Here is a 24,945-nt window from a genome sequence, read left to right on the forward strand (position 1 = left end):
TCGACGGTGATTCCATTGTCCCTGCCGCCACCGAATTGGACTAATCAGACAGGTGAACCGATCGGGGTTCAGTGCGCAGCGTCACGGACGAACCAGCCGCGCGGGACGAACCAGCCGAACGAACCTAGCGGTACCCATCTGAGACAAGGCAGGTTGATCAGCGGGCCGTCCGCCACACCCTGTCCGGCGGCGACCCGTTCCACCCACTCCCCCTGCATGGAGTTGAAACAGTGAAGCTGCGAACATTCCTCGGCCGGTCGATCCCGGCCCTGATGATCACCAGCACCCTGATCGCCACCGGGTCCGCCACCGCGGCACCCGCCCCCGCCGCCCTGGCGGCGCCGAACATCTCGGTCGCCGCGGTCCAGGCGGACCTCGCCAAGCTGCAGAGCATCGCCACCGCCAACGGCGGCAACCGCGCCCACGGGAAGCCCGGCCACAAGGCGTCCGTCGACTGGATCAAGGGCAAGCTCGACGCCGCGGGCTTCGTCACCCGCATCCAGACCTTCACCAGCAGCGGCGCCACCGGCTACAACCTGATCGCCGACATGCCCGGCGGCGACGCCAACAACATCCTGATGACCGGCGGCCACCTCGACAGCGTCCCCGCGGGCCCCGGCATCAACGACAACGGCTCCGGCTCGTCCTCGATCCTCGAGGTCGCCCTGGCCGCCAAGGCCAGCGGCACCGCGTTCACCAAGCACCTGCGCTTCGGCTGGTGGGGCGCCGAGGAACTCGGCCTGGTCGGTTCCACGTTCTACGTGAACTCCCTGTCCACCACCGAGAAGTCGAAGATCAAGACCTACCTGAACTTCGACATGACCGGCTCCCCGAACCCCGGCTACTTCGTCTACGCGGGCGCCAGCCAGCCCACCGGCTCGGTCGCCGTGCAGCAAACGCTCACCGGCTACTTCACCTCGATCGGCGTCCAGACCGAACTGACCGAGGTCGGCGGCCGCAGCGACCACGCCGCCTTCGCACGGGCGGGCATCGCCACCGGCGGCACCTTCAGCGGCGCCGAAGTCATCAAGACGGCGGCACAGGCCACCAAGTGGGGCGGCACCTCCGGCGTCGCCTTCGACCGCTGCTACCACCGCTCGTGCGACACCACCGCCAACATCAACGCGACCTCACTGGACCGCCAGGCCGACGCCATCGCCTACACCGTCTGGGCACTGGGCGTCTAGCAGTCCGGCTCACCGCCGACCACAACGGCGCTGGACAAACCGCCCGACCACGCTGGAGATGAGCAGCAGTTCGTCCGCTTGTGCGGCCGACTTGACCTGGGGTTTTCGGCCCTGCACTTTCGACGGCGGGCAGGAGCTTCACCACCTGCCCTTTCAGACCGCCGAGAGCCGAAAAAGGGGCCCCAAGTCAAGTCGGCCGCACCCGGAGTCCTCTGATCCGATACCCGGTGTCGAGCACGGCCAACGCCATACCCGGCGTCAACCACGGCGGCCGGCAACACCCGGATCCAAACTCAACCCCGCCTCCTCAACGCCCCCAACGTGTCCTCCAACAACGCCCCGCACTCGAACACCACATGCGGCGCGACCGCCCTCAACTGCGCCTGCCCCAGGTACACGGCGTACGCCAGCACCGCCCTCCGGCAGCTCACCTCGGGGCTGAACCCCAACGCCCCGAACACCCCTTCCAGGAACCGCAGCCGCCCGTCCGCCACCCGCTTCAGGACCGGTGCCACGACCGGGTCATCCGCCGCCGCCAGCAGCGCCGACTCGACCGCGCACCCCCCGCCGCACTCCTCCAGCACCCGTCCGAAGATCAGCCGCAGCCTCTCCGCCGGGTCGCTCTCGCCGCGGACGAGTTCGGCCATCTCCTGGAGGTGTTCGCGTTCCCACCGCTCGACCGTCGCCAGCAGCAACGCATCACGATTGGGAAAATGCCAATACGCACTGCCCTTGGACGCGCCGACCCGCGCTGCCAGCGGTTCCACCGCGACCGCGGCCACTCCGCCTTCGGCGAGCGCGTCGAGCGCCGCACGGGTCCAGTCGTCCCGAGTCCGTCGTCTGCGCTCGGCCACGACTCCATACGCTACCGTATGGTCGGCTCCGCACGGCGCCGTTCGGATGGTGGTGGACGTTGATCGAGAACCCCGACACCCCGTGGGAAGACCTGACCGGGACGGACCGGCACGCGGCCTGCCTCCTGGCCGCCCGCAACGGGGACCGCAGGGCACTGGCGGCGCTGGTGGCCGACCTGACACCGCTGATCTGGCACGTGGCCAGGGGCAACGGGCTGGACAGGCAGGCGGCCGAGGACGTCGCCCAGAACGTCTGGCTCGGCTTCCTGCGCCACCTCCACCGGATGCGCGAACCCCGCGCCCTCGTCGGCTGGCTGATCGTCACCGCCCGCCGCGAAGCCCGTCGGACCTGGCCCGAGTCGAAGCGCGTCTCGGCCGACACCACCGAGGACATGCCCTCGGACTTCGGCCTGCCGGAACCGGAAGCCCTGCGCGACGAACGCGACCGCACCCTGTGGGCGGCCTTCGGACGCCTTCCCCGACGCTGCCAGGAACTGCTGCGCCTGACCGTGCTGGAGGGCCGCGCGCAGTACGAGGCCGTCGCCGCCGCGATGACCATGCCCAGGGGCAGCATCGGCCCCACCCGCGGGCGGTGCCTGAAGAACCTGCGGACGGAGCTGGAACAGGGGTGACCGGCAGTCGGGGCCGCGCCGGACAGGACGATCCCGCCCCCTGGGGAATGATTGCCCCGTGACCGACGACCCCGACCTGCTGTCCACCGCCGAGGAGCTGCGAGCCGCCGTCGGCGACTTCGTGCGCCGCGTCCTCGTGCACCACTCGCTCCCGCAGGGCCAGGCCGCCGCGCTCGGGTACCTCGAACGGACCGGGCCGCTGTCGATCGCGGAGCTGGCCCGGCTCGAACAGGTGAAGCACCAGTCGATGGCGCGCACGGTCGGCCTGCTGAAGGACCAGGAACTCGTCGACGTCCAGGCGGCCGAGACCGACCGCCGACAGGTCGTCGTCACCATCACCGAGGCCGGAGCGAAGCGGATCGCGGACGTGCGGCACCTGCGCGCCTCGAACATCGCCCGCACGCTGGCCGAGGACCTCGACGACGAGGAACGGGAGATCGTCGGGCGGATCCCCGAGATCCTGCGCAAACTCCAGCCGTAACCACCCGCTCGACCATGACGGCCATCACACTCGGCCGATTTATACAGCAATGCTGTACAGCAAGACTGTACTTTGTGGGCACAGCCGACCGCCCGAGAGGAATCCCCGTGCCCAACACCTCGAACCCCTACGACCGCGTGCCACCGGTCCCCGGTTTCACCCTCACCAGCACCGACGTGGCCGACGGCGTCCAGGTCCCCACCACCCAGCTCAGCGGGATCTTCGGCGCCGGGGGCAGCGACACGTCCCCGCAGCTCTCCTGGTCCGACTTCCCGCCCGGCACGCGTGGTTTCGCGGTCACCCTCTACGACCCGGACGCGCCGACCCCCAGCGGCTTCTGGCACTGGGCGCTGGTGGACATCCCGGCGGAGGTGACCTCGCTGCCCGGCGGCGCGGGCGACGGCGACCTGCCCGAGGGCGGTTTCCACCTGCCGAACGACGCGGGCCTGCCCCGGTACGCCGGTGCCGCGCCCCCACCCGGAACCGGCGCGCACCGGCTGTTCTTCGTCGTGCACGCCGTCGACGTGGAGACCCTGGGCCTCCCCGCCACGACGACGCCGGCCATGCTCGCGGTCACCCTCGCGGCGCACACCCTCGCGCGGGCGACCCTCGTCCCGATCGCGGGCGAGTAGTGGAAAGGGGCCTCCCCCGGCCGAAACCGGGAGAGGCCCCTTCCGTGCGAACTCAGGCCCTGGTGACCAGCACCCGCACCTTCACGCCATCGCCGACCACGCCGTCGGACCCGTCCTCCACGTCACCGTGGACCACGGACTCCGCCAGCGTTTCCCCGGCGATGAACGCCTCGTGCGTCCGCACGGCGTCCACGGTCTCCTCGGGCACCTGCACGGTCAGCACGATCCGATCGGACACGTCCAGCCCGGCGTCCTTGCGGGCCTGCTGCACCACCCGCACCAGGTCGCGCGCCACACCTTCGGCCGCCAACTCCGGGCTGACGACGGTGTCCAGCACGACCAGACCACCGCCACCCGGCAACGCGGCCGTGGCCGCGGGGTCGGTGGCGACCAGGCGCTGCTCGTACTCGTTGGGGAACAGCTCGATCCCCGCCACGACGATCGCGCCGGACTCGGTGGTCGTCCAGTCCCCCGCCTTCACGGCCTTGATCACGGTCTGCACCTCGCGCCCGATCCGGGGACCGGCCGCGCGGGCGTTGACCGCGAGCTGGAAGTGGCCGTGCGCGTCCACGTCGGTGGTCAGCTCCACCGCCTTCACGTTGACCTCGTCCTTGAGGATCCCCGCGAACGGCTCCAGCGACGCCACCTCGTCGGCCGCGATGACCAGCTTCGCCAGCGGCAGCCGCACCCGCAGCTTGTTGGCCTTGCGCAGCGACGACGCCGTGGACGCGATCTGCCGCACCCGGTCCATCGCCGTCACCAGCGCCGCGTCCGCGGGCAGCGAGGCGGCGTCCGGGTAGTCGGCGAGGTGCACCGACCGGCCACCGGTCAGGCCCCGCCACACGACCTCGGTCGTCAACGGCAGCAGCGGCGCGGCCAACCGGGTCACGACCTCCAGCACGGTGTGCAGGGTGTCGATCGCGTCGGCGTCACCGGCCCAGAAGCGGTCGCGCGAGCGCCGCACGTACCAGTTGGTCAGGACCTCCAGGTACTCGCGGATCTGCGCGCACGCGCCCGAGATGTCGTACAGGTCCATGGCCGCCTGCACGTCGCGGACCAGGTCGTGCGTCTTCGCCAGCACGTAGCGGTCCAGCACGTTCCCGGAGTCGGTCCTCGACACCCCCTCGCGCCCGGCCGCGTTCGCGTACAGGGCCAGGAAGTACCACGAGTTCCACAGCGGCAGCACGGCCTGGCGCACCGCGTCGCGGATGCCGCGTTCGGTCACCACCAGGTCGCCGCCGCGCAGGATCGGCGAGGACATCAGGAACCAGCGCATGGCGTCCGAGCCGTCGCGGTCGAACACCTCGTTGACGTCCGGGTAGTTCTTGCGCGACTTGGACATCTTCTGGCCGTCGTCGCCCAGCACGATGCCGTGCGCCAGCACGTTGGTGAACGCGGGCCGGTCGAACAGCGCCGTGGCCAGCACGTGCATCGTGTAGAACCAGCCGCGCGTCTGGCCGTTGTACTCGACGATGAAGTCGCCGGGGAAGTGGTCGTCGAACCACTGGGCGTTCTCGAATGGGTAGTGGACCTGGGCGAACGACATCGAGCCGGACTCGAACCAGCAGTCCAGCACCTCGGGCACCCGGTGCATGGTCGACCTGCCGGTCGGGTCGTCCGGGTTCGGGCGGGTCAGCAGGTCGATGTGCGGGCGGTGCAGGTCGGTCGGGCGCGTGCCGAAGTCGCGCTCCAGCTCGTCGAGCGAGCCGTACACGTCGACGCGCGGGTACTCCGGGTCGTCCGACACCCACACGGGCAGCGGGGAACCCCAGAAGCGGTTGCGCGAGATGTTCCAGTCGCGCGCGTTCGCCAGCCACTTGCCGAACTGGCCGTCCTTGATGTGCTCGGGCACCCAGTTGATCTGCTGGTTGACCTCGACCATGCGGTCCTTGAACTGCGAGACCGCGACGAACCACGCCGAGACCGCGCGCTGGATCAGCGGACTGTCGCAGCGCCAGCAGTGCGGGTACGGGTGGTCGTAGGTCTCGTGGCGCAGCAGCAGACCCGCGGCCTTGAGGTCGCGGATGATCGTCTTGTTCGCCTCGAAGACGTGCACGCCCTGGTAGGGCGGGACCTCGTCGGTGAACTCGCCGCGCGAGTTCACCGGGACGACGACCTCGATGCCCGCGGCATCGGTGACGACCTTGTCCTCCTCACCGAACGCGGGGGCGATGTGCACGATGCCCGTGCCGTCCTCGGTGGTGACGTAGTCCGCGGCCAGCACCTGGTGGGCGTTCTCGCGGCCCGCGAAGAAGTCGAACGGCGGCGTGTACTTGCGGCCGACCAGGTCGGAACCCTTGACCCGCGCGACGACCGGCGGCTCCTCCCCCAGCTCGCGGGCGTACGCGGCCACGCGGGCCTCGGCGAGCAGGTAGCGCTCGCCGTTGGCCTCGACGGTCACGTAGTCCACGTCCGGGTGCACCGCGGCGGCCAGGTTGCTCGGCAGCGTCCACGGGGTCGTCGTCCAGATCAGCGCCAGCTCGCCGGTCTCCAGGCGCAGGCCCACGGTCACGGCCGGGTCCTGCCGGTCGCGGTAGACGTCGTCCATCTTGGTCTCGGTGTTGGACAGCGTCGTCTCGCACCGCCAGCAGTACCAGAGCACCCGGAAGCCCTCGTAGATCAAGCCCTTGTCGTACAGGGACTTGAAGGCCCACATGACGCTTTCCATGTAGTCCAGGTCGAGGGTCTTGTAGTCGTTGTCGAAGTCGACCCACCGGGCCTGGCGGGTCACGTAGTCGCGCCACTGGTCGGTGTACTGGAGCACGGACGTGCGGCAGGCGTCGTTGAACTCGGCGACGCCCATCGCCTCGATCTCGCTCTTGTGCGTGATCCCGAGCTGCTTCTCGGTCTCGATCTCGGCGGGCATGCCGTGCGTGTCCCAGCCGAACCGGCGCTCGACGTGCTTGCCGCGCATCGTCCGGTAGCGCGGGACGACGTCCTTGGCGTAACCGGTCAGCAGGTGCCCGTAGTGCGGGAGGCCGTTCGCGAAGGGCGGGCCGTCGTAGAAGACGAACTCGTTCGCGCCGTTGTCACCCGCCGGGCGCAGGTCGACGCTCGCCTGGAACGTGCCGTCGGCCTTCCAGTAGTCGAGGACCTGCTCCTCGACCTTCGGGAAGGACGGCTGGGACGGGACTGAACCCTCGCCCGCCTTGGGGTAGGCCATCGTGCAACTCCTCGCGGTCGTCCGGCTCACGGGGACGACGCGCCGGACAGGCGCACCGCGGTACCACCCCGCTTGCCGGCGCTCGCGCGACGGCCACTCGAAAACGGCTGTGACGGGCCGCACCCGTCCGGTTCTACTGGGGCCGTGAACGGCCTGTTCTTCCGGAGGCTCCCCGGTGATGGCCGGATCGTCGCCTTGGGTGAAGCGTAACGCCTGGGGACAAGCGTTTTGTTCCGGGTGGGTGGGGGTGGGCTTGTCGCTCAACACCGGGTGGAGGTGGCTGCCGTGCGTTGAAACCGGGTGAGGGTGGACTCGTCCCTCAACACCGGACGGGGTGTGGTTGTCCCTCGAAACAGGCCATCGGTGCCCGCCGTTCTCCGGGTGCGGCCGGCTTGACCTGGGGTCCCTTTTTCGACCCTCGGCGGTCTAGAAGGGCAGGTGGTGGAGCTCCTGCCCGCCGCCGAAAGTGCAGGGCCGAAAACCCCAAGTCAAGCCGGCCGCACAAGGTGCGGGCGCGCTCGGTTCGTCGTGCTTCGCGGGCCGGGGTGGTCGCGGGCCGGCTTGTTCGTGGATTCGGTGAACCCATCCGGCCTCGGGTTCGTGTTCATCTACGAACACGCGGAAGGGCGGTGGGCCTACGAGGGAGTTACGGCCGCGCGGAGGTGCGGTGGGCCTCGGCGAGGGTGTTGTCGGGGTGGCAGGTGGCGCAGGGGGTGAAGCCGAGTTGGCGGGCTTCGTCGATGGGTAGCGCGAGGGTGGTGCGGGAAGCCAGCCAGGTGCAGGTGGTGAGGTGGTACCTGGGGCGTTCGTCGAGCACGTGGACCTCGGTGGTGAGGTCGGTGACGATGAGGAGGTCGGCCGCGTCGGTGTCCTCTTCGGGCGGCTCGATGCCCTGATCGGGCGAAATGGGGGTGTCGGTACCCCCCTGGTCCTGCTTGTCTTGATCATCGGGGCTAGCCTGGTGATCAAGATCGGGAGTGGTCGCGCCGACTGCCGTGGTGCGGACAGCCGTCGGAGCGGCCGGTTGGTCGTCGGTCGAGCGGCGGCGGAGCCACCAGTCGAGCACGAGGACGAACGCGGCCGCTCCACTCGCTCCCACGGACAGCCACGCCCAGACGTGCTGGGACGTGGTGAGCGCGGGGACGAGCAACCCGAGGGCTGCCAGCACCAGCAGTAGAACGATGTAGAGCACGTCCCGCACCTTAGTTCAGCGCGGCACGTCGAACGTGGATCAGCCCGCCTCGGCGCGCGCTCCGAACGAGTAGCCCTGCTGGCCACCGGCCCGACCGTCGGACGGTGCGGCGGGGCCGCGGTCCTGGAGGTCGCGCAGGGAGGACTCCAGCATGGTCTTGAGCCTCGTGCGGTACTCGCGCTCGAACGTCTGCAGCTTGTCGATCTGCTTCTCCAGCGCGTTCTTCTCCGACGTGATGTTGCCCATCACCTCGGCGTGCTTGCGCTGGGCGTCCCGGTCAAGCGCACTGGCCTTCTCACGGGCCTGGCGCTCCAGCGTCTCCGAACGCGTTCGGGCGTCGTTCAGCATGGTCTCGGCACGCGTGCGCGCCTCGTTGACCATGGTGTCCGCCTTGGTCCGCGCCTCGGACAGCAGCTGCTCGGACTTGGTCCGGGCCTCCGACAGCATGCCGTCGGCTTCGGCCTTCGCCTCTCCGGTCAGCCGGTCCGCCATCTCCTGGGCGAGACCGAGGACCTTCGCCGCCTGGACGTGGTGGTCACCACCACCGCCAGGGGATGTCTGCTCCATCGAGGGGGGCGGTACCGGCGCAAGGCGTCGGGGCTCCTCCACGACACGGGTCGGGCCGACGGGACCGGCCGCGATCTTGGCTCGGGCGTCGTCGAGGTCGGCTCGCGCAGTCTCGACCTGCTGGTCGAGCTGTTCGACCTGCTGGCGGAGCTCGTTGTTCTCCTCGATCAGGCGGGCGAGCTCGCCCTCAACCAGGTCGAGGAACGCGTCCACCTCGTCCTCGTTGTAGCCCCGCTTGCCAATCGGTGGCTTGCTGAATGCAACATTGTGCACGTCAGCGGGGGTCAACGGCATCAGATCACCTCACGCACTCCTGGGCTGTTGGCATCCCTGGTCCCCGTCACCTGGGATCTGCCGTTCGCATCAGAATGATAACGAGCAGCAACAGCACAATAATGGACAAGTCCAGCCCGATGCCCCCGATCCGCACCGTCGGTATGACCCGGCGGAACAAGCGGATCGGTGGATCGGTCACTGTGTACACGGTCTCCAGGGCTACCGCGACCCCTCCAGCCGGACGCCACTCCCTGGCGAACGACCGGACGAGCTCGACCACGACTCGCGCCGTGAGCAGCAGCCAGAACGAGAACAGCAGGTAGTACAGCACGAACAGGAGGGCTTCCACCCCCCAACTGTGCCACCACTCAGGTGAGACTTCCGAACCCACCCTCGGCGAGACGCCTGCGGTCCTCCGCGGTGACGTCGATGTTCGGCGGTGAGAGAAGGAACACCTTGTTGGTGACCTTGTCCATCGAGCCCCGCATCGCGAAGACGAGGCCCGCCGCGAAGTCCACGAGCCTCTTCGCGTCCGCGTCGTCCATCTCGGTGAGGTTCATGATCACCGGGGTGCCGTCGCGGTAGTTCTCGCCGATGGTCCGCGCCTCGTTGTAGCTGCGCAGGTTCAGCGTCATGATGCGCCCCAAGGGGTGGCCCGCTTGCTCTACCGCAGGCCGGGGCCTGCTGATCGGCTCGCGCACCGGCTCGACAGCCAGTGCACCGTGGACGGGGGCGTCGGTGTTCCAGCTGCGACGAGTGGTCCGCGAGCGGGTCTCCGGCTCGAAGTCCTCGGACTCCTCGGGCTCCGACCGGTACTCCGACCTCGTGCCGCTGAACACACGACGACGACCCCCGCGCTCAGGGTACGGGTCGTACTCCTCGGCTTCCGCGCCGTACTCGGACCGGTAGTCCGCCTGGTAGCGGCCCCGCTCGTCCTCGTACGCCCCAGGGTCGTCCGCGTATTCGGCGGGCACCATCCCGAAGTAGGCCTTCAGCTTGTGAAATCCGCTCATTGCCAGGGACCCTTCCTCCGCGACACCCACCAGCAAGGACGGTGCGGCCACCCCTGAGGTTCCATACAGTTACGGCGAGGCTAGCGTTCGGCCTCCCAGCAGCGCCGTTCCGACACGCACGCAGGTCGAACCGCGCGCTATCGCATCTTCCAGGTCCCCGCTCATCCCCGCTGAAACAACAGTCGCAGCGGGATGATCACGGCGCAAGCGGGATACCACCGCTTGGAGCACGGAAAACGCCTCCAGGGGGTTCATCTCCAACGGTGCGACAGCCATCACACCCCGGAGATCGAGTTCACCCGATCGTGCTACATGCTCGGCCAGCGCCGCCACGTCGTCCACCGGACACCCGCCACGGGCCGGATCGCCGTCGACGCTCACCTGGATCAGCACCTCCAACGGCCCACCCCGACCGCCCACCGCCTTCGCCAGCGCGTCGGCCAGCCGCGTCGAGTCCAGGGTGTCCATCCGATCAGCCCACGACACGACCGACCGGGCCTTGTTCCGCTGCACGTTGCCGACCATGTGCCAGCACGCGGAGGCCCCCGGCCGCAGCTCGGCGAACTCCGCCACCTTGGCCGACGCCTCCTGGTCCCGGTTCTCCGCGAACGCCACCAGCCCCAGGTCGCTCAGCAGTGCCACGTCCGACGCGGGGAAGGTCTTCGTGACCGCCAGCAGCTCCACGTCCTCAGGCGACCTCCCCACGGCCCCGCACGCCACCGCGATGCGTTCGCGCACCTCACGCAGGTTCTCGCTCAGCTCGTCACGACGGGTCAACCCAGATCACCCCTCCCAACCGACCGGTGCCGGGCTCACGGCGGTGGCTGAACAACGTCCGCTCTTCGAAGGTGCACCGCGGATCCATCCCCAACTTCCCCACTCCCAGCCCCGCGAGCTGCGCCCACAACCCCGCCCGCAGGTCCAGCGCGGGCTTCGCCGCACGCGACTTGGAAGCACTACCCGGCAGGTGCTTCTCCACGTCGGCCATCATCGCCGCCGGCACCTCGTAGCACTTCCCGCACACCGCAGGCCCGAGCAACACCTCGATCCGCTCAACCCGCGCCCCCAACCCCACCATCGCCTTGACGGCCGCGGGCACCACCCCGACCCGCGCCCCGACCCGCCCAGCGTGCACAGCCCCGATCACGCCAGCCACCGGATCACCGAGCAGTACCGGCACGCAGTCGGCGGTCAACACGACCAACGCCAACCCCACCTCAGCCGTCACCAGCGCGTCCGTCGCCTCAGCAGCCTCCCCCAACGGCCCGTCCACCACGGTCACCGTCCGCCCGTGCACCTGCTCCATCCACACCAACCGCTCGGCATCAAGCCCGATCCCGGACGCCAGCCGCTTCCGATTCGCCTCGACAGCCGCCGGATCATCCCCAACATGATCACCGAGGTTGAACGACTCATACGGCGGCACGGACACGCCACCTTCACGGGTGGTCAGCACTCGACGAATACGCACCCCCACAGCTTTCCACGCAGCCCCCCACCACCCACAACAACGGCGCAGCCGCCCCCTCGCATCCGGCGCGGAGCGCCCACCCCCACCGACGCGCAGCGAGGTGCTTCGTCAGGCGCAGCCTGATGCCCTACCGACGCGCAGCGAGGTGCCCCGTCGGGCGGAGCCCGATGCCCTGTCGGGCACAGCCCGATGCCGGCGAAGCCAGACCTCCCCCTGCCCCCGATACACAGCGCCCTCCTGCCACACCCCAGTTTGTCAAGGCATCTTTCCCGCCTTGACAAACTGGGGTGTGGCATTGAGACAATCGCGCGACCGGGGGCCGGGCTTCCCTCTTTCCCTAAAACCCACCCCACCCCCGCCCCCACCCACCAAACGCAAAAGACCCCCCGCACCGCGAGGGGCCCTTCACCCAAACCCAAACCCAAACCCAACCCACCTACCGCCGCATGAACGGCGGCACATCCACCTCATCGTCCGGATCATCCGTCACCGGCAACGGCCGACTCGGCAACGACGACCCAGACCCGTGCTGGTTGGGCAGGTTGCTCTGCGAGAACGTCCGCGGCATCGTCGGCTGCGGCGTCTGGAACGACCCCGTGCTCTGCACGGGCTGCGACTGCGCCTGCACCGGCACCGCGGTGGGCCGCGGCGGCACCGGCGGCGGTGCCTGGTCGACCGGGGGCTGCGGCGCGGGCGGGTTGACCTGCCCCGACTGCCCCGTCACCACCGTTCCCCGTTGCGGGCTGCTCAGCACCTGCGGTTCGAGCTTCTTGTGCGTCGGACCACCCGAGTCGAACCCGGCCGCGATCACCGTCACCCGGACCTCGTCCCCGAGCGAGTCGTCGATCACCGTCCCGAAGATGATGTTCGCGTCGGGGTGCGCGGCCTCCTGGACCAGCGAGGCCGACTCGTTGATCTCGAACAGCCCGAGGTCCGACCCGCCCGCGATCGACAGCAGCACCCCGTGGGCGCCTTCCATCGACGCCTCCAGCAGCGGCGAGTTGATCGCCTTCTGCGCGGCGGTCACCGCTCGGCCCTCGCCGCGCGCGGAGCCGATGCCCATCAGGGCCGAACCCGCTCCGGACATGACGCTCTTCACGTCGGCGAAGTCCAGGTTGATCAGACCGGGGGTGGTGATCAGGTCGGTGATGCCCTGGACACCGGACAGCAGCACCTCGTCCGCGGAGCGGAACGCGTCCATCAGGCTGACGCCGATGTCGCCGAGCTGGAGCAGCCGGTCGTTCGGGATCACGATCAGCGTGTCGCACTCGTTGCGCAGCTGCTGGATGCCCTCTTCGGCCTGCTTGGCCCGCCGCTTCCCCTCGAAGGAGAACGGCCGGGTGACCACGCCGATGGTCAGCGCGCCCTGCTTGCGGGCCATGGCCGCGATGACGGGCGCGCCACCGGTGCCCGTGCCGCCGCCCTCGCCCGCGGTCACGAACACCATGTCGGCGCCCTTGAGGACTTCTTCGATCTCTTCGCGGTGGTCTTCGGCGGCCTTGTGGCCGACGTCGGGGTTGGCCCCGGCGCCGAGTCCGCGGGTCAGTTCGCGGCCGATGTCCAGCTTGACGTCGGCGTCGGACATCAACAGTGCCTGTGCATCGGTGTTGACCGCGATGAACTCGACGCCCTTGAGCCCGACCTCGATCATGCGGTTGACGGCGTTCACGCCGCCTCCACCGATACCGACGACCTTTATCACCGCGAGGTAGTTGTGCGGGGGCGTCATCGGATCCGCCTTCCTGATCGTGTTCGTGCTCATAAGCTGGGATGGTGGTCGCCGGGTCAGCCCGGAAGGACCTCCACCCGGATTGAAACCCTCGACCTCAACCAGAGGTCCAGAGTTGTGTCAACCCCGTATGTTGTTGCTGGACGGTATGCACCAGGGATGCGACAGTCCAGCGGCCACGCCGTAGGTCGCGACACCTATCAGCACTGTGCGCTACCACTACTCGCCGGTCAGACCGTCCAGCAGCTCGCGCACGACGTCGAGGTGCCCTGCGTGCCGACCGGTCTCCTCGACCATGTGGAGCAACACCCAGCGCACGGAAACAGTGCCTCCGTCGCGGAACGGAACCTCTTGGTCGAGTTCCAGCCCCGCGACGATCTCACGACTCACTTCGCACTGCGCAGCGTAGTCGTTCAGCAATCGGGAGATCGTCTCGCCCGTCTCGACGCGCCAGTCCGCGTCCGGATCGGACTCGGTGTACGGGGCCGCGTCGACCTTGCCGAGCAACACCGTTTCGAACCAGTGCGCCTCCACCCACCTCAGATGCTTCACGATTCCGCCCGCGGTCAGCAGCGGCGACGGCAGCACGGACCTGGTCGCCTGCTCCTCCGTGAGACCCGTCGACTTGTACACGATCGTGGCCCGCTGGAAGTCCAGGAAATCGGCCAGCTGCGTGCGTTCGGGTCCGGTCATCGGGAAGTCGAAGCGCGGATCGGGGGTGCTCATCCGCGAATTATCGGCGTCCGGTCGTCACGCCGACGACCCGGTTCCCCGCCGACCCTGCCTCAGGACACCGTCGGCAGTTCCGGGCTCGACACGTCGAACACGGAACCCTCCCTGGTGAGCAGCACGGCCAGCACGGCGGCCTTGCGCTGGGTGTCGGCGAGGCTGCCCCAGCGCACCTCGCGGCCACCGGACATGGCCAGTTTCACGTCAGCGCCGGTCTGCGCGGCGATCGTCTGGACCTCCGCCTTCACCGTGTCCGGCAGCTGCGTCAGGACGCCGACCGCCGCTTTCAGCGCGGGCTGGGCGTCGACCGCGAGGAGCAGCTCCGGCAGGCCGATCGGGGGGTTGGCGACGGTCGCGTAGTCCTTCGCCGAGGCGTCCACGAGGTGGACCCCGTCGGCGGACCTCGCGAAGGCGACCGGCGAGCGCTCCACGATGGTGAGCCGGACGGTGCCGGGCAGGCTCCGCGCGACCTCGACGGACTCGACGCGGGGCAGCGAGCGGACGCGGTCGGCGATGCCGTGCACGTCGACCCGCACGATCGGCGAGCCGGGCTCGATGTCGGCCTTGGCCCTGACCTGGTCGACCGTCAGCTCCTTGGCGCCGCGCACGTCGACGTCGCGCACGCCCAGCATCGGGGTGAAGAACACGCCGACGACCAGGCCGACGACGGTCAGCAGCACGAGCAGCGCCACCGCCCGCCTGCGGCGCACCTGGCGCCGGGTGACCCTGCCGGGCACCCGGCGGGCGCGGCGGGCACGGGCCCGGTCCGCGGCCGAGGTCGTCCCGGCGGTCCGGGGCGGCCGACCGCGAACCGGAGTGCTCATGCCTTCTGCCCCAGCTCGCTCACGATCTCCGGGCCGAGCATCGTGACGTCGCCCGCGCCCATGGTCACCACGAGGTCGCCGTCGCCGACGAGCCCCGCGACCAGTGCGGGGACACGATCGAACGACGGCTCGTAGTGCACCTGCCCGGTCGGCAGCGGCACGGCTTCGGCCACCAGCCCGCCGGTGACACCGGGCTCCGGGTCCTCGCGGGCGCCGTAGACGTCGAGCACCACGACCTCGTCCGCGAGGCCCAGCGCGGTGCCGAACTCGGCGGCGAACGTCCGGGTGCGGGAGTACAGGTGCGGCTGGAACACGACGACGAGCTTGCCCTCCCCCGCGATCGGGCGCGCGGCGGTGAGCTGCGCGGCGACCTCGGTCGGGTGGTGGGCGTAGTCGTCGTAGACGCGGACGCCCGCCTCGCGGCCCTTGAACTCGAACCGCCGCCGGACACCGCCGAACGCGGCCAGCCCCTCCAGGAGCCCGTCGCGTTCCGCGCCCAGCTCCAGGCCCGCGAGCAGCGCCGCGAGGGCGTTGGCCGCCATGTGCTCACCGGGGACGGCGACTTCGACCTCGACGGTGTCGCCATCGAGTTCCACGGTCGCCATCCCGCCGCCGCCGTGGGGGCGGAAGCCGACGAGCTTCGCGGAGCCCTTGCCGCTCGCGGTGCGGCCGTACGGGCGGACCCGGATGCCCAGCTTGCCCGCGCGCTCGACCAGCGCGGCCGCGCCGGGGTCGTCGACGCAGGCGATGAGGACGCCGTCGGGCTCGATGCGCTCCAGGAACGAGTCGAACACGGCCACGTACGCCTCGACGGTGCCGTGGTGGTCGAGGTGGTCGGCCTCGACGTTGGTCACCACCGCCACCGAGGGCGCGAAGTACAGGAACGAGCCGTCGCTCTCGTCGGCCTCGGCCACGAACACGCCGCCGGTGCCCTGGTGGGCGTTCGCGCCGGACTCGTTCAGATCGCCACCGATCGCGAAGGACGGGTCCATCCTGCAATGTTGCAGAGCGACCGTGAGCATCGACGTGGTCGACGTCTTGCCGTGCGTCCCGGCCACGCAGGCGACCCGGTGGTCGAGCATCAGCGCGGCCAGCGCCTCGGCCCGGCGCAGCACCGTGACCCCCCGCTCGCGCGCCTCGACCAGCTCCGGGTTGTCCTCGCGGATCGCCGTGGACACCACGACCGCCGTCGGACCCCCGTCGAGCTGGTCCAGGTTCTTGCCGTCGTGGCCGACCGCGACCACGGCGCCCTGCGCGCGCAGCGCGAGCACCGTGCGCGAGTCCTTGGCGTCCGACCCCGACACCCGGCCACCGCGGGCGAGCAGGATGCGGGCGATGCCGCTCATGCCCGCTCCGCCGATGCCGACCAGGTGCACCCGCTCCAGCGCGCTCACTTGTTGATCACCTCGAGAACCATCCTGGCCAGCACTTCGTCGGCTTCACGTCGGCCGGTGCCGAGCGTGGCGCTGCTCATCGCCGCCAACCGGGCGCGGTCGCCCATCAGCGGCACGATCTCGCGGATGACCCTCTCCGCGGTCAGGTCGGCGTCCATGATCATCAGTCCGCCGCCCGCCGAGACCACCGGTCCGGCGTTGAGGGCCTGTTCGCCGTTGCCGATCGGCAGCGGCACGAACACGGCGGGCAGCCCGACCGCGGACACCTCGGCCACGGTCATGGCGCCGGAGCGGCACAGCACCGCGTCGGCCGCCGCGTAGGCGAGGTCCATCCGCTCCAGGTACGGAACGGGGACGTACGCCGGACCTCCCGCCATCGACTGCACCGCGAGGGTGTTCTTGGGGCCGTGCGCGTGCAGCACGCCGATGCCCGCCGAGGCGAACGCCGACGCGGCACCGGACACGGCCTTGTTGAGCGACTGCGCGCCCTGCGAGCCGCCGAACACCAGCAGCGTCGGGGCGTGCGGGTGCAGGCCGAAGAACTGCCGGGCCTGCGCGCGCAGCGCCATCCGGTTCAGCCCGGTGATCGACTGGCGCAGCGGGATGCCGATGACCTCGGCGTCGGCCAGCCCCGAGTCCGGGACGGCGGCGGCGACGCGCGCGGCGAACTTGGCGCCGACCTTGTTGGCCAGCCCCGCCTTCGCGTTCGCCTCGTGCACCACGATCGGCACCCGGCCGCGGGCGGCGAGGTAGGCGGGCAGCGAGACGTAACCGCCGAAGCCGACCACGACGTCCGCGTGGTACCGGTCCAGGATCTCCCTGGTGCGGCGCACGGAGTCGCGCACCTTCAGCGGCAGCTTCAGCAGGTCCGGCGTCGGCTTGCGCGGCATCGGCACCGGCGGGATGAGCTCCAGCTGGTAACCCCTGGCGGGCACCAGCTTCGACTCCAGGCCGCGTTCGGTGCCGAGCGCGATCACCCGCGCGTCCGGCCGCAGCCGCATGACCGCGTCGGCCAGGGCAAGTGCGGGCTCGATGTGCCCCGCGGTGCCGCCACCGGCGACCACCACGCATGGTCCGCCCCGTTGGGGAACCCGGTCCTGCCCCGTCACTCGTTTCCTCCTAGTTCGACTGCGCGAAGGTGTGGCTGCTAGGGCCTGTTTCCCGGATCCGTGTTCGCGGTAGCCGGGCCTGACGCGGCCCCTGGGGGCACGGCCGGATGGCCCACGTACAACAGCGGTACGCGGGCCATCCGCCCGCACCGCCAAGAACCACCTCAGGCTCGACTCCCATCGAACGAGATCCGGGAAACAGACCCTAGCGCCCGTCACGACCGGTTCGACGGTTGCGGGCGGATCGGTCCTGGGTCGCCTTGCGCGATTCGCGGCGACGGTACTCCGACGGCGGCGCCGACCTGCCCGCCATCCGCCGTTCGTCCGGCGGCTGCGGCGCGGCGGCCCGCCTGCCCGGCGCGCGCGGCGGCGTCGAGGGGCGCACCGGCTTGCGCTTGGCGGGCGGGCGGTACGCCTCGGGGGCGGCCAGCCTCAGCACGCCGCCGACCCGGCCGGGGCCGATGCGCCGCAACGCGGACACCGCTTCCGGCTCGTGCCGCGCGCAGCTGGCCAGGAGTCCGAACACGACCATGGTGGTCACCACGGACGTGCCGCCGGAGGAGATCATGGGGAGCGTGATGCCGGTGACCGGCAGCAGCCGCACGACGTAGCCGATGTTGATCGCGGCCTGCGCGACCAGCCACACCGTCAGCGTCGCGGCGACCATCCGGATCCACGGGTCGGTGTTGCGCGCGGCGATCCGCAGCCCCACCACGGCGAGCATGGCGAACAGGCCGAGGACCACGGCGCAGCCGAGGAACCCGAGCTCCTCGCCGATCACCGCGAAGATGAAGTCGCTGTGCACGTTGGGCAGGTAGTCCCACTTGGAGCTGGCCTGGCCGAGCCCCTTGCCGAACAGACCGCCCTCGGCGAGCGCGTACTCCGCCTGCTGCGCCTGGAGTCCGGCGCCGAGCGGGTCCGCCTCCGGGTCGAGGAACGACAGCACGCGCGCGAGCCGGTAGGTCGCGCCGATCGCCAGCACGAGCGCGCCGCCAACCGCGCCCAGCAGCAGCACGCCGAACACCCGCATCGGGGCGCCGACGAACCAGAGCAGGCTCAGCAGCACCACGCCGAGCGTGATCGTGCCGCCGAGGTCGGGCTGGAGCATGACGAGCGCGAAGACACCCAGCGCCACCGGGACCACCGGGACCAGCAGGTGCCGGTACTGGTTGAGCAGCGCGCGCTTGGTCACCAGCACGTGCGCGCCCCACAGCGCGAGCGCGAGCTTCGCCGCCTCGACGGGTTGGAACGACACCGGCCCGATCACGAACCACGAGCGGGTGTCGTTGATGTCCGTGCCCAGCGGCGTGAGCACCAGGACAAGCAGCAGCACGCAGACGAGCATCGCCATCGTGCTGAGGTGCCGGACCTGGCGCAGCGGGATCCGCATCGCCACCCAGAACAGCACCGAGCCGACGGCCACGTAGGTCAGCTGCTTCTGGAACACCGAGTACGCGGACGCCCCGACGGCCACCTCACCGGGCACCGAGGCGGACAGCACCATCACCAGCCCGATCGCGGTCAGCAGACCGAAGATCGCCAGCAGCAGGTGGAAATCGGCCAGCGGGCGGCTCAGCCACGCCGTCAGCGATCCCTTGACCCCGACCACCCGGCGCTTCGGCTTCGCGGCTTTCACCGCGGCCGTGGGCCGGTCCACCACCGTCACGCGCGCACCACCGCAGTCATGCGCCCATGGTCTCCCGCGGAACGCGTCGACCGGCGGACATGCGCTGCGTGTCGCAGGTCCGCGACGGCGATCATGCGCCAAATCCTAGTGGTGACCGGATTTCGACCCCATCCGGGACCGGAACCTCACGCCGTTCCCACATCAGCCGGGCGCACGACCGGGCTCAGCGCTCGTGCTCGACCAGGTCCAGCACCGCTTCGGTGAACGCGTGGCCGCGGTGGGCGTAGTCGGTGAACATGTCCATCGACGCGGCGGCCGGTGCCAGCAGCACGGTGTCGCCGGGCCTGGCCAGTTCCGCCGCCGCGTGCACGACGGAGGCCATGGCGTCGCCGTCGACGGAGTCGACCACGGCGCACGGCACGTTCGGCGCGTACCGGGCCAGCGCGGCGGCGATGATCTCGCGGTCCTCGCCGAACAGGACCACGCCGCGCAGCCGGTGCGCCTCGGCGGCGACCATGTCGTCCACGGACGCGCCCTTGAGCAGGCCGCCCGCCAGCCACACGACGCTCGGGTACGAGCGCAGCGAGGCGGTGGCCGCGTGCGGGTTGGTGGCCTTGGAGTCGTTGACGTAGGCGATGCCGCCGGACTCCGCGACCAGCACCGCGCGGTGCGCGCCGGGCCGGAAGTTCAGCAGGCCCTGGCGGACGGACGCCGCGGGCACACCGTACGCGCGGGCCAGCGCGGCGGCGGCCAGCGCGTCGGCCAGTCCGGGCGGACCGGCGGGCCGGACGAGGTCGGCGTCGATCAGCGGCTCGTCGGCGCCGAACGCCCGGTCGACCAGCACGCCGTCGACGACGCCCAACTGGTTCGCGACGGGCTCGTCGAGGGTGAACCCGATGTGCCGCACCGAGGGCGCGGCCTTGAGCAGCGCGGCGACCACCGGGTCGTCCACGCCGCCGATGGCCACGTCGCCGGACAGCACGCGCGCCTTCGCCTCGGCGTAGGCGGTCATGCCGCCGTGCCAGTCGAGGTGGTCCTCGGCCAGGTTCAGCAGCACGCCGGCGAGCGGGCGGACCGACGGCGACCAGTAGAGCTGGAAGCTCGACAGCTCCACGGCCAGCACCCGGTGGCCCGCGAGGAGCGCGTCCACGACGGGCAGCCCGACGTTGCCGCACGCCACCGCGTCGATGCCCGCGGTGCGCAGGATCGACTCCAGCATCCCCACGGTCGTCGTCTTGCCGTTGGTGCCGGTGACCGCGAGCCACACCGGCGGGTCGGCCAGCTCGGCGGCCATCCGCCAGGCCAGCTCGACCTCGCCGATGACCTCGACGCCCGCGGCCGCGGCGGCGGCGAGCAGCGGGCTCTCCGGCCGCCAGCCGGGGCTGGTGACCACCAGGTCGGTGCCCTGCGGCGGTTCGGTGAGGCCGGGCACCAGCGCGACGCCGGACAGCAGCGTCTCCAACGCCAGCAGCCGGTCGGCCGAACCGTCGGTCACGGTCACCTGCGCGCCCGCCGCCAGCAGGGCCTCGGCGGCGGAGCGGCCGGTCACGCCCGCTCCCGCCACCAGGACGTGCTTGCCGTCCAGGAAGGTGGTCACCGGATCCTCAGCTCCCGACCGCGGTCAGCCACTCGCTGTAGAACAGGCCGAGACCGAGCATGCAGCAGATCCCGGCCAGCAGCCAGAACCTGATGATGACCGTGGTTTCCGCCCATCCCGCGAGTTCGAAGTGGTGGTGGAACGGCGCCATCCGGAAGAGCCGTCGCCGCGACGTGCGGAAGACCGCGACCTGGAGCACCACCGACAGCGCCTCGACGACGAACAGGCCGCCGATGACGACCATCAGCAGCTCGGTGCGGGTGGCGATGGACAGACCCGCCACCAGGCCGCCGAGCGCGAGGGAACCGGTGTCGCCCATGAAGATCTTGGCCGGGGCCGCGTTCCACCACAGGAAGCCGATGCAGCCCGCCATCGCGGCCGCGGCCACGAGCGCGAGGTCCAGCGGGTCGCGCACGTCGTAGCAGCCCGCGAGCGGCGAGGTGGAGCAGTTGTAGCGGAACTGCCAGAAGCTGATCACCACGTAGGTGCCGAACACCATCGCCGAGCTGCCGCCCGCGAGGCCGTCGAGGCCGTCGGTCAGGTTCACGGCGTTGGACCAGGCGGTGATCGCGGCGTAGCAGAACACCACGAAGCCGACGACGCCGAACGACACCACGGAGATGTCGCGGACGAACGACAGGTTCACCGACGCGGGCGTGATGCCCTCGCGGTTCGCGAACCGCATGACCAGCACCGCGAACAAGATGGTCGCGACGAACTGGCCGACCAGCTTCGCGGTCTTGTTCAGCCCCAGGTTGCGCTGCTTGCGGATCTTGATGAAGTCGTCGAGGAAGCCGACGAGGCCGAGCGACGTCGTCAGCATCAGCACCAGCAGGCCGGACGCGCTGGGCGTCTGGCCCTGCGCGGAGTCCGACATGGCGTTCACCGCGTGCGCGCCGAGGTAGCCGGCCCACATCGCGATCAGGATCGCCACACCACCCATGGTGGGCGTGCCGCGCTTGGTCTTGTGGCTCTGCGGGCCCTCTTCCCTGATCTCCTGGCCGAATCCCTGCCGGGAGAAGACCTTGATCAGGTACGGGGTCAGCATGATCGACACGAGCAGCGCGATGGCCGCCGCGATCAGGATGCTCTTCACTTGGTCCCAGCCTCCAGCAGCGCGTCCGCGACCCGCCACAACGCGGCGGCCTTCGATGCCTTCACCAGCACAACGTCATCTCCCCGCAGCTCCTCGCGCAGTAGCGCGATCGCCGCCTCGACGTCCGGCACCAGCACCGACTCCTCTCCCCACGAACCCTCGAGGTTCGCGCCCTGGTGCATCGGCCTCGCCTGCTCGCCGACCACAACCAAACGACTGATGTCCAAGCGGACCGCCAAGCGCCCGATCTCGTCGTGCGCGGAGACGGTGTTGTCCCCCAGCTCCCCCATGACGCCGAGCACGGCCCAGGCGCGTCGCCTCGGCTTGCCCGCGCGCGCCATGGTGGCGAGGGTCTTCAGCGCGACGCCCATCGACTCCGGGTTGGCGTTGAAGGAGTCGTTGAGCACCGTCACGCCGTCGGGACGGGTGGTGACCTCCATGCGGCGGTCGGACCGCCGCTGGGCGGTGGAAAGCCATTCGGCGACCTGCTCCACCGACGCGCCCAGCTCCAGCGCGACGGCGGCGGCGGCCAGCGCGTTGCCGACGTGGTGGGCGCCGTGCAGGCCGAGTTCGACCGGCGCGCTGCCCTTGGCCGTCACCAGCGTGAACCGGGGGCGGGCCTGGTCGTCCAGCTCGACGCCCTCCGCCCGCACGTCGGCCGCCGACTGCTGGCCGAAGCGCACGACGCGCGCCTTGGTGCGGGAAGCCATCGCGGTGACCAGGGGGTCGTCCAGGTTGAGGATCGCCACGCCGTCTTCGGGCAGCTCCTCGACCAGTTCGCCCTTGGTCTTCGCCACGGCCTCCTGCGAGCCGAACTCGCTCATGTGCGCGGTGCCGACGTTGAGCACGACGCCGATGCGCGGCGGCGCGGTGCGGCACAGCGCGGCGATGTGGCCGGGACCGCGGGCGGACAGCTCCAGCACCAGGTGCCGGGTGTCCTCCGTCGCGCGCAGCACGGTCCACGGGTGGCCCAGCTCGTTGTTGAACGAGCCGGGCGGCGCGACCGTCGTGCCGAGGTGTTCGAGCAGGTGGGCGATGAGGTCCTTGGTGGACGTCTTGCCGGACGAGCCGGTGACGCCGACGACGACGAGGCCCTCGGCGGACAGCCGGTCCGTCACGTACCGGGCCAGCTTCGCCAGCGCGGCCAGCACGGCGGCGCCGGAGCCGTCGGTGTCGCCGGTCAGCGCCACCGAGCGGCTGTGCGCGTCGTCGACCGGCGGCACGACCACCGCGGGGGCGTCGACCTCGCGGGCGGCCAGCACGCCGACCGCCCCGGCCTCGACGGCGGCCGCGGCGAACGCGTGGCCGTCGACCCGGACACCGGGCAGCGCGACGAACAGGCTGCCGGGTCCGATCCTGCGGGTGTCGAACTCGACGGAGGAGGTGACGGTGGAGGCGGCGAACGCCTCCGCGCTCGACCCGACGAGCAGGTGTTCGGGCACGTGCAAGGTCCCACCGACGATCTCCGCGATCTCGGCGAGGCTGAGCTGGATCACTTGCGGGCTCCCCTGATCGCGTCGGCGAGCGCGTCCACGTCCGAGAACGGCTGGATCACGCCCGCGACCTCCTGGCCGGTCTCGTGCCCCTTGCCCGCGATGACGACGACGTCGCCGGGACGGGCGTGCGCGACGGCGTGCCGGATCGCGGCACCGCGGTCGCCGATCTCCACGACCTCACCACGCTCGGCGTCGGGCACCGCGAGCGCCCCCGCCAGCATGGCCGCCCGGATCGCGGCCGGGTCCTCGCTGCGCGGGTTGTCGTCGGTCACGACCAGCAGGTCGCTGCGCCGGGTGGCCTCCTCGCCCATCAGCGGGCGCTTGGCCGTGTCGCGGTCGCCGCCGCAGCCGAGCACGACGATCACCCGGCCCTCGACCTGCTTGCGCACGGCGTCGAGCGCCAGCGCGACGGCGGCGGGCTTGTGCGAGTAGTCGACGACGGCGGTGAACGCCTGGCCCTCGTCGACGCGCTGCATCCGACCGGGCACCTGGACGGCCGCGAGGCCCTCCTGGATGTCCGCGGTCGCCACGCCCGCGGCGTGCAGGCAGCCGATGGCCAGCAGGGCGTTGGCGACGTTGAACGTGCCGGGCAGCCGCAGCGCGATCGGCAGCTCGACGCCGTCCGGGCCGTGCGCGGTGAACGACTGCTCGCCGGTCGGCGTGACGGCCACCTCGCCCGAGGTCCAGGCGGCGTCGGTCGTCATGGCCACGGTGATGGTGTCCGGCGTGACCAGCCTGCGGCCCCACTCGCCGTCCACGCAGACGACCTCGGTGCGGGCGCGGCCGTCGAACAGCTGCGCCTTCGCCCGGAAGTAGTCCTCCATGTCCGGGTGGAAGTCCAGGTGGTCCTGCGACAGGTTGGTGAACGCGCCGATGGCGAACTCGGTGCCCGCGACCCGACCGAGGTCGAGGGCGTGGCTGGACACCTCCATCACGACGTCGAGCACCTCGCGCTCGACCATGACGGCGAGCAGCGCCTGGAGGTCGGGCGCTTCGGGGGTGGTGAACGCGCTGTCCAGGCGTTCACCGGCGATGCGGGTCTCGACCGTGCCGATGAGGCCGGTGCGGTGGCCCGCGGCGCGCAGCGCGGACTCGACCAGGTAGCTGGTCGTCGTCTTGCCGGACGTGCCGGTGATGCCCCAGACGGCGAGCTTCGTGGACGGGTAGCCGTAGACGTGGGCGGCCAGCAGGCCGAGCACGCCGCGCGGGTCCGGGTGCACCAGCACCGGAACGCGGGCGTCGCGCAGGGCGGGCCGTTCGGCGCCGTCCGCGTCCGTGAGGACGGCGGCGGCACCCGCGGCCAGCGCTCCCTCGACGAAGTCGGCGCCGTGCGCCCGCGCGCCGGGCAAGGCGGCGAACAGGTCTCCGGGCACCACGTGCTGGGCGCGCAGCGTCGCGCCGCTCACCCGCACGTGGGCGTAGGTGGGCGTGGTCAGGTGCGCGTCGACGACCGAGGCGAGCTCGGACACGGCGACAGGCTGGATGCGGGAAGGGCGAGGCGGGGCGGTCGCGACCTTGCCCTGGAGCTTGGCAGGCACGCGCGGAAGGCTACCGGCGCACGGAGCGTGTCCGACCGGCGCATGCGCGTTCGGGGGATGATCAGGCAAGATCGAACTCTCCGACCGTTCCGTGGTCCAAGGTGGACAGGCCTTCGTCCAGACCGGAAACAACGCCGCCGGACCACTGGCCCACCGACCGCCGCGAGGTCGGCCACGACCGACAACCCCGGCACCACAACACATCGGACGTCCGACCCACCCACCGGGTTCCGGTGGACAAGCCATTCGGCCTAGTGTCCGGATTGGACCGGGAACCCCTCGATCCGGGGAATCCGGTCACCGCCGGGCACCCGGTGGACCGAGCGGTCCGCACGGCG

22 protein-coding genes are annotated in these 24,945 nt (G+C 70.8%); 4 read left to right on the top strand and 18 right to left on the bottom strand.

The genetic code is table 11. The annotated features are described in order from the left end of the window. Positions 1-230: 230 nt before the first annotated feature. Positions 231-1,187, top strand: coding sequence for a M28 family metallopeptidase (locus tag RM788_RS15810; RefSeq protein WP_315932433.1), 957 nt, complete (start codon positions 231-233; stop codon positions 1,185-1,187). A gap of 293 nt (positions 1,188-1,480) precedes the next feature. Here RM788_RS15810 and RM788_RS15815 read toward each other — a convergent pair whose 3' ends face one another. Then, positions 1,481-2,041, bottom strand: a complete 561-nt coding sequence (locus tag RM788_RS15815; protein WP_315932434.1) for a TetR/AcrR family transcriptional regulator — start codon at positions 2,039-2,041, stop codon at positions 1,481-1,483. 59 nt (positions 2,042-2,100) lie between these two features. Between RM788_RS15815 and RM788_RS15820 the strand changes: the two genes are divergently transcribed. From RM788_RS15820 to RM788_RS15830, 3 genes are all read left to right on the top strand, one after another. Next, positions 2,101-2,673: an RNA polymerase sigma factor gene (locus RM788_RS15820; protein ID WP_315932435.1), complete on the top strand. Its 573-nt coding sequence runs from the start codon at positions 2,101-2,103 to the stop codon at positions 2,671-2,673. 58 nt (positions 2,674-2,731) lie between these two features. Further along, positions 2,732-3,154: a MarR family winged helix-turn-helix transcriptional regulator gene (locus tag RM788_RS15825; RefSeq protein ID WP_315932436.1), complete on the top strand. Its 423-nt coding sequence runs from the start codon at positions 2,732-2,734 to the stop codon at positions 3,152-3,154. Positions 3,155-3,261: 107 nt separating this feature from the next. Further along, positions 3,262-3,786 (top strand): YbhB/YbcL family Raf kinase inhibitor-like protein, encoded by a 525-nt coding sequence (locus RM788_RS15830; RefSeq protein ID WP_315932437.1) that lies wholly within the window; start codon positions 3,262-3,264, stop codon positions 3,784-3,786. A 52-nt stretch (positions 3,787-3,838) separates the two neighbouring features. Here RM788_RS15830 and ileS read toward each other — a convergent pair whose 3' ends face one another. The 17 genes from ileS to RM788_RS15915 all read right to left on the bottom strand — a co-directional run bounded on the left by ileS (position 3,839) and on the right by RM788_RS15915 (position 24,607). Beyond that, complete coding sequence (ileS, locus tag RM788_RS15835) at positions 3,839-6,949, bottom strand: isoleucine--tRNA ligase (protein ID WP_315932438.1); 3,111 nt, start codon at positions 6,947-6,949, stop codon at positions 3,839-3,841. A gap of 646 nt (positions 6,950-7,595) precedes the next feature. Continuing rightward, entirely contained in the window at positions 7,596-8,141 is a 546-nt protein-coding gene (locus RM788_RS15840; protein ID WP_315932439.1) for a hypothetical protein, read from the bottom strand. Between the two features lie 39 nt (positions 8,142-8,180). Continuing rightward, positions 8,181-9,002 carry a DivIVA-like cell division protein Wag31 gene (locus RM788_RS15845; RefSeq protein WP_315932440.1) on the bottom strand — a complete coding sequence of 274 codons (822 nt, stop codon included), beginning with the start codon at positions 9,000-9,002 and terminating at the stop codon, positions 8,181-8,183. Positions 9,003-9,048: 46 nt separating this feature from the next. After that, entirely contained in the window at positions 9,049-9,333 is a 285-nt protein-coding gene (locus RM788_RS15850; RefSeq protein ID WP_106187880.1) for a YggT family protein, read from the bottom strand. 19 nt (positions 9,334-9,352) lie between these two features. After that, a complete protein-coding gene (locus RM788_RS15855; RefSeq protein ID WP_315932441.1) occupies positions 9,353-9,997 on the bottom strand; it encodes a cell division protein SepF in 645 nt (214 codons plus the stop codon). 69 nt (positions 9,998-10,066) lie between these two features. Next, positions 10,067-10,774: a YggS family pyridoxal phosphate-dependent enzyme gene (locus RM788_RS15860; RefSeq protein WP_315932442.1), complete on the bottom strand. Its 708-nt coding sequence runs from the start codon at positions 10,772-10,774 to the stop codon at positions 10,067-10,069. Continuing rightward, positions 10,761-11,468: a peptidoglycan editing factor PgeF gene (gene pgeF, locus RM788_RS15865; RefSeq protein ID WP_315932443.1), complete on the bottom strand. Its 708-nt coding sequence runs from the start codon at positions 11,466-11,468 to the stop codon at positions 10,761-10,763. The genes RM788_RS15860 and pgeF overlap by 14 nt, the downstream gene beginning before the upstream one ends. 436 nt (positions 11,469-11,904) lie before the next feature. After that, entirely contained in the window at positions 11,905-13,197 is a 1,293-nt protein-coding gene (ftsZ, locus tag RM788_RS15870) for a cell division protein FtsZ (RefSeq protein WP_315934641.1), read from the bottom strand. 219 nt (positions 13,198-13,416) lie between these two features. Further along, complete coding sequence (locus tag RM788_RS15875; protein WP_315932444.1) at positions 13,417-13,923, bottom strand: DinB family protein; 507 nt, start codon at positions 13,921-13,923, stop codon at positions 13,417-13,419. Positions 13,924-13,982: 59 nt separating this feature from the next. Beyond that, complete coding sequence (locus RM788_RS15880; protein WP_315932445.1) at positions 13,983-14,750, bottom strand: cell division protein FtsQ/DivIB; 768 nt, start codon at positions 14,748-14,750, stop codon at positions 13,983-13,985. Continuing rightward, positions 14,747-16,096: a UDP-N-acetylmuramate--L-alanine ligase gene (murC, locus tag RM788_RS15885; RefSeq protein WP_399345005.1), complete on the bottom strand. Its 1,350-nt coding sequence runs from the start codon at positions 16,094-16,096 to the stop codon at positions 14,747-14,749. The genes RM788_RS15880 and murC overlap by 4 nt, the downstream gene beginning before the upstream one ends. A 44-nt stretch (positions 16,097-16,140) precedes the next feature. After that, positions 16,141-17,253, bottom strand: coding sequence for an undecaprenyldiphospho-muramoylpentapeptide beta-N-acetylglucosaminyltransferase (gene murG, locus RM788_RS15890; RefSeq protein ID WP_399343664.1), 1,113 nt, complete (start codon positions 17,251-17,253; stop codon positions 16,141-16,143). Positions 17,254-17,458: 205 nt separating this feature from the next. Beyond that, entirely contained in the window at positions 17,459-18,919 is a 1,461-nt protein-coding gene (gene ftsW, locus RM788_RS15895; protein ID WP_399343667.1) for a putative lipid II flippase FtsW, read from the bottom strand. A 184-nt stretch (positions 18,920-19,103) separates the two neighbouring features. Further along, entirely contained in the window at positions 19,104-20,477 is a 1,374-nt protein-coding gene (murD, locus tag RM788_RS15900; RefSeq protein WP_315932448.1) for a UDP-N-acetylmuramoyl-L-alanine--D-glutamate ligase, read from the bottom strand. Between the two features lie 7 nt (positions 20,478-20,484). Beyond that, a complete protein-coding gene (mraY, locus tag RM788_RS15905) occupies positions 20,485-21,573 on the bottom strand; it encodes a phospho-N-acetylmuramoyl-pentapeptide-transferase (protein ID WP_315932449.1) in 1,089 nt (362 codons plus the stop codon). Continuing rightward, a complete protein-coding gene (gene murF / locus RM788_RS15910; protein WP_315932450.1) occupies positions 21,570-23,069 on the bottom strand; it encodes a UDP-N-acetylmuramoyl-tripeptide--D-alanyl-D-alanine ligase in 1,500 nt (499 codons plus the stop codon). Before murF ends, mraY begins: the two co-directional genes overlap by 4 nt. Further along, the gene (locus RM788_RS15915) at positions 23,066-24,607 is read right to left on the bottom strand and encodes a UDP-N-acetylmuramoyl-L-alanyl-D-glutamate--2,6-diaminopimelate ligase (RefSeq protein ID WP_315932451.1); all 1,542 of its coding nucleotides are present in this window, start codon (positions 24,605-24,607) and stop codon (positions 23,066-23,068) included. Before RM788_RS15915 ends, murF begins: the two co-directional genes overlap by 4 nt. Positions 24,608-24,945: the final 338 nt, after the last annotated feature.

It is taken from the genome of Umezawaea sp. Da 62-37, assembly GCF_032460545.1.
Classification (GTDB): Bacteria; Actinomycetota; Actinomycetes; order Mycobacteriales; family Pseudonocardiaceae; genus Umezawaea.

Coding starts and splice junctions, on each gene's coding strand:
- ftsZ (WP_315934641.1), bottom strand. CDS start 13,197: ATGACGCCCCCGCACAACTACCTCGCGGTGATAAAGGTCGTCGGTATC.
- murC (WP_399345005.1), bottom strand. CDS start 16,096: ATGAGCGGCATCGCCCGCATCCTGCTCGCCCGCGGTGGCCGGGTGTCG.
- RM788_RS15875 (WP_315932444.1), bottom strand. CDS start 13,923: ATGAGCACCCCCGATCCGCGCTTCGACTTCCCGATGACCGGACCCGAA.
- RM788_RS15880 (WP_315932445.1), bottom strand. CDS start 14,750: ATGAGCACTCCGGTTCGCGGTCGGCCGCCCCGGACCGCCGGGACGACC.
- RM788_RS15855 (WP_315932441.1), bottom strand. CDS start 9,997: ATGAGCGGATTTCACAAGCTGAAGGCCTACTTCGGGATGGTGCCCGCC.
- RM788_RS15845 (WP_315932440.1), bottom strand. CDS start 9,002: ATGCCGTTGACCCCCGCTGACGTGCACAATGTTGCATTCAGCAAGCCA.
- ileS (WP_315932438.1), bottom strand. CDS start 6,949: ATGGCCTACCCCAAGGCGGGCGAGGGTTCAGTCCCGTCCCAGCCGTCC.